This window comes from Escherichia sp. R1, from assembly GCF_003000935.1.
GTDB lineage: Bacteria > Pseudomonadota > Gammaproteobacteria > Enterobacterales > Enterobacteriaceae > Escherichia > Escherichia coli.
Genome location: NZ_PSRU01000044.1, coordinates 1 through 8398, shown reverse-complemented (window position 1 = coordinate 8398; position 8398 = coordinate 1). Strand labels below are relative to the sequence as shown.

General features: G+C 45.3%; 6 protein-coding genes and 3 pseudogenes. 3 read left to right on the top strand and 6 right to left on the bottom strand.

Annotation, left to right across the window (positions count from 1 at the left end; translation table 11 throughout):
• Together C4F37_RS26335 and C4F37_RS27470 are read right to left on the bottom strand one after the other, a co-directional pair.
• A pseudogene (locus C4F37_RS26335) lies at positions 1 to 507 on the bottom strand (IS3-like element IS911 family transposase); the annotation flags it as partial.
• An 87-nt stretch (positions 508 to 594) separates the two neighbouring features.
• On the bottom strand, positions 595 to 798 hold the full coding sequence (locus tag C4F37_RS27470; protein WP_000355616.1) for an MFS transporter: 204 nt from the start codon (positions 796 to 798) through the stop codon (positions 595 to 597).
• A gap of 22 nt (positions 799 to 820) precedes the next feature.
• On the opposite strand from C4F37_RS27470, the gene C4F37_RS26325 reads away from it, so the two are divergent.
• Entirely contained in the window at positions 821 to 1078 is a 258-nt protein-coding gene (locus C4F37_RS26325; RefSeq protein WP_000254999.1) for a surface-adhesin E family protein, read from the top strand.
• Between the two features lie 52 nt (positions 1079 to 1130).
• Here C4F37_RS26325 and ythA read toward each other — a convergent pair whose 3' ends face one another.
• From ythA to C4F37_RS26310, 3 genes are read right to left on the bottom strand one after another with little or no spacing between them, the layout of a single operon-like run.
• On the bottom strand, positions 1131 to 1256 hold the full coding sequence (gene ythA, locus C4F37_RS26320; RefSeq protein ID WP_000594405.1) for a protein YthA: 126 nt from the start codon (positions 1254 to 1256) through the stop codon (positions 1131 to 1133).
• 42 nt (positions 1257 to 1298) lie between these two features.
• Positions 1299 to 2417 carry a 2,7-anhydro-N-acetylneuraminate hydratase gene (gene nanY / locus C4F37_RS26315; RefSeq protein ID WP_000611568.1) on the bottom strand — a complete coding sequence of 373 codons (1119 nt, stop codon included), beginning with the start codon at positions 2415 to 2417 and terminating at the stop codon, positions 1299 to 1301.
• A gap of 11 nt (positions 2418 to 2428) precedes the next feature.
• On the bottom strand, positions 2429 to 3646 hold the full coding sequence (locus C4F37_RS26310) for an MFS transporter (RefSeq protein WP_000179691.1): 1218 nt from the start codon (positions 3644 to 3646) through the stop codon (positions 2429 to 2431).
• Positions 3647 to 4254: 608 nt separating this feature from the next.
• Between C4F37_RS26310 and C4F37_RS26305 the strand changes: the two genes are divergently transcribed.
• Positions 4255 to 5601 carry an IS4-like element IS4 family transposase gene (locus C4F37_RS26305; protein ID WP_024194641.1) on the top strand — a complete coding sequence of 449 codons (1347 nt, stop codon included), beginning with the start codon at positions 4255 to 4257 and terminating at the stop codon, positions 5599 to 5601.
• Positions 5602 to 6114: 513 nt separating this feature from the next.
• Here C4F37_RS26305 and C4F37_RS26295 read toward each other — a convergent pair.
• A pseudogene (locus tag C4F37_RS26295) lies at positions 6115 to 6344 on the bottom strand (transposase domain-containing protein); the annotation flags it as partial.
• Positions 6345 to 6927: 583 nt separating this feature from the next.
• Here C4F37_RS26295 and C4F37_RS26280 point away from each other — a divergent pair.
• Positions 6928 to 8111 (top strand): annotated as a pseudogene (locus tag C4F37_RS26280) (phosphoethanolamine transferase); the annotation flags it as partial.
• Positions 8112 to 8398: the final 287 nt, after the last annotated feature.

Sequence of the window (8398 nt, the reverse complement as noted above, 5' to 3'; positions counted from 1 at the left end):
CCTCTCCGGGTTGCCATTGTGGCGATGCTTCTTGCTCCGGCCGAACCGTGGCTGATGCCATGTAGCTCAAGTACCTGACTGCGTAATACAGCCCGTCTGCCGTCTGGTTTTTCAGGACGGTTTTTCCAGTATCTGTAGCTGCTGCGATGAACCCCGAACACATGGCAGAGTGTGACCACAGGATAATGCGCTCTGAGTTTCCCGATTATCGAGAACTGTTCAGGGAGTCTGACATCAAGAGCGCGGTAGCCTTTTTAATATTTCATTCTCCATTTCAATGCGTTGTAGCTTTTTCCTCAGCTTACGTATTTCGATTTGTTCTGGTGTTATCGGAGAGGCTTTTGGTGTTTTGCCCTGACGCTCATCACGCAGTTGTTTGACCCATCTTGTCATTGTGGAAAGGCCAACATCCATAGCTTTCGCGGCATCTGCCACCGTGTATTTCTGGTCAACAACCAGTTGAGCGGATTCGCGTTTAAACTCTGCGCTGAAATTTCTTTTTTTCATTGGAGCACCTGTGTTGTTCTGAGGTGAGCATATCACCTCTGTTCAGGTGGCCAAATTCAGTGTGCCACTTCAGCCCTGATTCGACTTTTACAATGACTTATCTGGACGCATGAAGAACGTCAGGAATATACCAATAACAAGCAATGCGACGGAACCGTAGAATGGTAAACTCCAGTTGCCTGTTTTGTCGATAATAATGCCAAAGGCGATAGGTGAAATAATGTCGGCGACAGCGGAACCGGCGTTCATCAATCCGCTGGCAATTCCCACATACTTCGGCGTAATATCCATCGGGACAGCCCGGATAGGCCCAATGGTCAGCTCATCGGCCAGCAATGTCGTGAACTGTGAGACGAAACAGCGTACACAGTTTGAATGTATCTACTTTTCCCAATACTGGGCGAAGGGAGATTTTATTGCGAAGCGCGCGCCAATTGGTCAGTGGGAACCTTATTCGGAAGAGTCACTACTTGGCATCATCGTCACCAGCGTCTGTCGTATTAAAGTCGCGATGCTAAAACCTGAACCTCCCAGAGATCCCCATATCCCGCTGATGGGGGATTTTAACTAAAACTTAGCGCTATCGCTGCGTATCGTAACTATCCCGTATTACGTAGCGTAAATTATGACGCCATATGGGGAACAAATACACAGAGGAAGAAAAAGATTAGATTGGTTTTAAGGGATGTTTTTATCATAAATGGCACTGCTAAAATTATGAGATTATCGAAGATAAAATTCTTGATCATACATAAAAGGCCTCCTGAATTAAATCAAGAGGCGTATAGTTTTTACATTACTGATGTATGTTTAATGATCTCACTGATTTTCACTTTCCTGTCCTGCGATCTTGAAAGAGTGGCAGCATCAGCAGTAGCAATCGCCGACATGGCCGCCTCACCATTGAGAAGGTCAATATAATCTTCTTCAGGTTTTGCACCACAGAGGATATTATGGAGGAATAACGTCTCCTTTCTTATTAAACTGGCAAGCCATAATGGTGTTTTTTTTCCTGGATGACCATATGCTATAGCGCCATCCATTTCTGAGGTCATATTGCCTTTCCGACGATCATCATCTTCTTCTTGTGTTTCATGGACCAAAAAATGCTTTGTCTGACCGCCAATCCTAAGTGACCCTGCTGTTTCTTGCATATCAATTTTAATAGAGCCTTTAGTTCCATTGATGATGACATAATGTTCCGGCCAGTTAAATGCACTCCCCCACTCTAAGGTTGCTAGTTTTCCTGACGGGAATTCCAAGGTCATAAATAACATATCATCTTCATTGCCAAATCCTGGACCAGAATGGGCCAAATTTCCACCAATCATAGTAACCGTCTCTGGTATTTCTCCAAGTAAATGCTGAACACAATCTAACTCATGTATATGATGATATAGATGTCCACCAGATTGTTCTTTCATCTTTTTCCAGGAAAGTCTCTCTTGTTTGTTTTCCCAGCCATTTCTCTTAGTATGACATGATAATATTTCGCCGATAACACCTTCTTTAATTAACTTCCGTGCATATTGAACCCCATTGAAAAAATTCATAATATGCCCGGCCATAAAGGTCACACCAGCTTCTTTACACGCTTTGACCATATCCACACAATCTTCATAACTTAATGCAATTGGTTTTTCACAAAAAACATGCTTCTTATTCTTTGCTGCTTTAATTACTGGTTCTTTATGCAGATAATTTGGGGTGGCTACGATCACGCAATCGACTAATTTACTTGAGACTAAAGCATCCAAGCTTGACATATTGATACACTGCAATTCACGGGCAATATTTTCTCCATTTTCAGGATCGTATACACATGTAATTTTTGCATTATCATGCATATTCATAAAACGAGCTAATTCAGCGCCAAAGTATCCAACACCAACAACGCCATAATTAATCATAAAGCCTCCAATCATTTAGCCACGGATAGTTTATAAATTTTACCTGGAATATCAAAACCAACTAACAAAATTAATAAGGCAGAGAATGCAACCGTAACAATGAATAATGAAACACCTAAGCCATAATATCCTGAAATGTATGTAGCTAATACAGGTGCGGCCATTCCTCCAGTTGCCCCTAAGTTATAAATAAGACCGGTCCCTAATCCTCTTAATTTTGTTGGAAAGTAATCATATATAAATTTTGGAACCAACCCTGCAATACCTAAATTTGTAAACATTAATCCAAAGAGACATAATCCTATAAGAGAAGAGTTTTTCACAGAAATAAAAAAAAGAGGACAAAGGAAAATAAATGAAGTTATTAGACCGACTACAAAGGCTTTTTTTACACCAATCTTATCACCAACAAAACCAAAAAATATTGTACCTGTCAGTGTTCCTAAACCTGCTATTGTCATCAGAGTTGAAATGACCACTGTATTAACTCCATTATCTGCCAGGTAGGAAGGAAGTAGTCCGTTTATCGGCCAGTTTGCACCAAATAGACAAAAACAGACGAGGAAAACGATCATAGAGATTGAAAGATGTGGTTTTCTGAAGACAGACAAAAATGTTGATTTATCCTTATATTTATCTTCAATCCACTCCTGACTTTCTGGAGCACTTTTTCTGATCCAAAGAACTAGTAAAACTGGTAACAGGCCTATAAAAAAAGAGTTTCTCCATCCATATACTTCAGCAAACTGAGGGATTATTTGTGCCGCAATAATATTTCCAACAGAAAAACCACTTACCAAAAAAGCACTAGCTTTAGATTGAAGATTTTTAGGCCAACTTTCTACCGCATAAGTTGAAGCACATGCATATTCACCAGACATCCCTAAGCCAACAATAAAACGGCAAACTGCGAGCATATATAAGTTTGTAGCAATACCGCTAAGGCCTGTTCCGACTGAGTAAATGAAAATTGCCCACATCATCATTGGCTTACGACCATATTTATCAGCCATGGCACCAAAAAAACCACCTCCAATAGGTCTGGCTATGAAGGCCACTGTCCCTATTAAAGTAGCCTGAATATCCGTAATGCCAAGATCTGCTTTTATAATATGAAGAATGTAAAATATCATCATAAAATCAAAGCCATCAAATACATATCCAAGCCATGCGGAAAAAAGAGCTTTCCGTTGTGGTGGATTAACTTGTTTATACCATGCTGTTGCCATATTTGTTTCCTGTGTTATTCTAATATAGCCCTTAAAGTAAATATTAGGGAGCCTCAACAATATCCAGAAATAATTATATTGTCTTCAAATACGCCAGTACTATTGATTGTTATCAATACCTAATCAGTACAATCTTTTCCTCCATTTCTTCTTAACATATTTCACTCTATGAAAGATAAAACTGATACCCACCTACAGTTTTGGGTCACCAACAAAAAACAATGTTCGCCAGATATTCCACCACTGGCACAGTTCAACCCTGCTTCAAAAATTGACTTATTCATTGTGCTCATTTTCGTAGTCCGTTCAGGTTGAATAAAACTCCCTTCGTCAAATGAGGAAAGACTGAGAGGTTATTACTTTAGCTTACGTTATAGCTGTTTTCCTTTGCAGTATTTCTTTGCTTTTCTGTATACCTTTATACCTGTTATACCAGATCAAAAAACAAGCAATCCACATAACAAAACGCGTTTTGTTACTGATGTCACAAATTGAGCATATTTTTGTAGCTGATAGTTTGTTACAAACACCAGAACCAAGATTAATGCCGATCAGTTAAGGATCAGTTGACCGATCCAGTGGCTGTGTAAGAATCCGGAAACGCTCACTTGTTTCCGGATTTTTTTATGCACATTGGACAGGCTCTTGATCTGGTATCCCGTTACGATTCTCTGCGTAACCCACTGACTTCTCTGGGGGATTACCTCGACCCCGAACTCATCTCTCGTTGCCTTGCCGAATCAGGTACTGTAACGCTACGCAAGCGCCGTCTTCCCCTCGAAATGATGGTCTGGTGTATTGTTGGCATGGCGCTTGAGCGTAAAGAACCTCTTCACCAGATTGTGAATCGCCGGGACATCATGCTGCCGGGCAATCGCCCCTTCGTTGCCCCCAGTGCCGTTATTCAGGCCCGCCAGCGCCTGGGAAGTGAGGCTGTCCGCCGCGTGTTCACGAAAACAGCGCAGCTCTGGCATAACGCCACGCCGCATCCGCACTGGTGCGGCCTGACCCTGCTGGCCATCGATGGTGTGTTCTGGCGCACACCGGATACACCAGAGAACGATGCAGCCTTCCCCCGCCAGACACATGCCGGGAACCCGGCGCTCTACCCGCAGGTCAAAATGGTCTGCCAGATGGAACTGACCAGCCATCTGCTGACGGCTGCAGCCTTCGGCACGATGAAGAACAGCGAAAATGAGCTTGCTGAGCAACTTATAGAACAAACCGGCGATAACACTCTGACGTTAATGGATAAAGGTTATTACTCACTGGGACTGTTAAATGCCTGGAGCCTGGCGGGAGAACACCGCCACTGGATGATACCTCTCAGAAAGGGAGCGCAATATGAAGAGATCAGAAAACTGGGTAAAGGCGATCATCTGGTGAAGCTGAAAACCAGCCCGCAGGCACGAAAAAAGTGGCCGGGACTGGGAAATGAAGTGACTGCCCGCCTGCTGACCGTGACGCGCAAAGGAAAAGTCTGCCATCTGCTGACGTCGATGACGGACGCCATGCGCTTCCCCGGAGGAGAAATGGGGGATCTGTACAGTCATCGCTGGGAAATCGAACTGGGATACAGGGAGATAAAACAGACGATGCAACGGAGCAGGCTGACGCTGAGAAGTAAAAAGCCGGAGCTTGTGGAGCAAGAGCTGTGGGGTGTCTTACTGGCTTATAATCTGGTGAGATATCAGATGATTAAAATGGCGGAACATCTGAAAGGTTACTGGCCGAATCAACTGAGTTTCTCAGAATCATGCGGAATGGTGATGAGAATGCTGATGACATTGCAGGGCGCTTCACCGGGACGTATACCGGAGCTGATGCGCGATCTTGCAAGTATGGGACAACTTGTGAAATTACCGACAAGAAGGGAAAGGGCCTTCCCGAGAGTGGTAAAGGAGAGGCCCTGGAAATACCCCACAGCCCCGAAAAAGAGCCAGTCAGTTGCTTAACTGACTGGCATTACAGAACCAAGATGCCTATTTCGTTTCAGCATCAACTGTTAAATTATCTGGTTGCCAACGAGAATACTGAGCTTTTTTGTCCCCAAGACTGACCGTCAACGCCACAATCTTTGACTGTTTGACATTGTCATGCCCGCAGGCCAGCGGATCTAAAGACATTAGACTGCTTGCATCAGCCAGTTGCGTATCTGGCTATGTCCCTTAATTGGTAAGGGTTCGAGGAACTCAACATTAACGCATTTTTTAGCGCATCACCGACAGTGTATATGAACGATTGCACTCTGACGATGGTTGATTTATTTGGTTGCGTAGGGGCTAGCTAGTCTGGTACCGGAGGCTAGATCTGAAGTACTGACCCCAGGAATAACGCCGGGCTAACTCATATTCTGACCCATTGTCAGCCCGCGTGTTTACTGCTCTAGCTCATTTCCTGTTGTCAGGCGTTCAATTCCCAACTGCAGGTTATGGCCCGGTGCACAAACACCTGACGGCAGGTATCACTTACCCGAAGAAGGTAAAGCCCTCAAGAGGCAGTAACTCAGCCAACCTCTCCTCCGGCCACTCCGGCAGACGCGTCAGGACGTCCGTCAGCCAAGCATGTGGCTCCAGACTGCGGTTCCCAGAAGGCTCATTATCTGTGCCGCGCGGTTCCCGGCCACCAGTGAACCAGCGAACAACCAGGCCTTTCGTCCCATAACGACCGGACGGATAGCACGCTCGCAGATATTGTTGTGTGTGCCTTGAAATGCACGATCTTTCCGTCGGTGAAAGTCCGCCCCGGCTAACTCTCGCTCCGACTGGAAGGACAAGAAGCGGTCCAGGAGGTAACAAAAGGGCTGAATCTCTCCCTGAAACGACTTCTTCAGGAAGTCAACGGGTTATGCGGGCCGTAACGTGAGTGAACACTGAGCAGCCATCGAAATGCCGTCGAGGGTGCTGACACGCCACAATAACGGGGAAGGCCGACGATGACCGGGAAGAGAGTGAGAAAGGCATCGGTCATACCCACCGGGGTTGTGGTGTCAGCATGCATAACAATTGATCGATCGTGCAACAAGAGAAATCCATAACGGTGTCTGTCCGGGTGACGGGCAACAACGCCTCGCGAGGGGGTGAATCGGTTGTTATGGATGGCAGATGGGGTGTAGTAGTGAAAATACTGAGTAATGTCAGAGGAGCGAAGGCCCCCTCTTGCAGTACCAGTGTAACATGCAGGAAGAGCCCGGCGATTGCCATCAGCCTCACAACCCCGCTAGAACCGGTTCAGAACCTACAGAAAACACTACAGGAGAAAGCAAAGTGAACCGCCCCGTGTTTCCTGTTTATCATTTTCTGGTCAGTGCCGCGATTCTGGTATTCGTGGTGATTTTCTGGCGGACACACCATCGCGACCACCGTAACTGGCTGGCTCTACGGCTATTCGTATTATGCTCTGTAAACCGTTGGCCATTGCGGATGGTTAAAGGAACAGTTGTGGGGACAACTGACACATTACGTGAAATGCAGCGTTATGAACAACTGAGTAGCACGGGGCTGACAACTGGAAAATCCAGCCGGGAGCACCGTTATATGATACGATTGTTATTGTCACTGGTGAGAGTGTGCGCAGGGATTATATGTCAGTGTATGACTATCCCGTACCAACCACACCGTGGCTGAATACGGCACCCGGTTTATTTATTGACGATTATACCTCGACAGCCTCCAGTACAGTGTCTTCCCTGAGCCGGACACTGATTTATGACTATGAGCAGAACCCTGATTCCGGCAACAATGTGGTGGCGCTGGCAGCAAAAGCAGGATACAGCACATGGTGGATATCCAATCAAGGAAAACTGGGGGAGCATGACACACGCATCTCTGTTATTGCTTCTGATGCGGAGCATGCCACTTTCCTCAAGAAAGGCAGCTTCGCTTCCCGTAAAACAGATGACAAACTGTTGTTACAGGAAACAGAACGTGCGCTGGCGGATACATCCTCTCCGAAGATAATTTTCCTGCACATGATGGGTTCTCATCCAAATCCGTGTGACAGCCTTAACTCCTAGCCGAATAATTACCTGGAGCAGTATCCCCGAAAAATTGCCTGTTACCTCGCCAGCATCAGTAAACTGGATAACTTTCTTGGCCAGCTTGATGGTATCCTTCGCCGGTACTCACGTCATTTCGCCATGCTTTACTTTTCTGGCCTTGGGCTGTCGGTCAGCGACAGTGCCAATCCTGTTCATCATTATGGTCATGTGCAGGGAGGCTACAGTGTGCCACTGATTATTACCGCCAGTGACATAACGTCTCATCAGCCCGTCAGTAGAAAAATCAGTGCCCGTCATTTCGCAGGTATTTTTCAGTGGATGACCGGTATTTGTACTGAAAATATACCGCCATTCAATCCGCTGACAGACGAAGATAACTAACCTGTTATGGTTTTTAAGGGAGAGAGGAATATACCGGCAGACAGTTTGAAACCTCAGCCACTTATTCTTCCTGATCACAGGTAATCATATATGGCAGACTGTAATACAGTCGCTTGTACTGAAAAGTATTCTGTATAAAATATCCGTATTCATATCAGCACAAGGGACCATCAAATCCCTGCAGCACTCCTTACGTCAGTTATCCCGCATCACCCTGTGAGTACAGGATTTTTTATGAGGTTACTAGACTGGCCCCCTGAATCTCCAGACAACCAATATCACTTATTTAAGTGATAGTCTTAATACTAGTTTTTAGACTAGTCATTGGAGAGCAGATGATTGATGTCTTAGGACCGGAGAAACGCAGACGG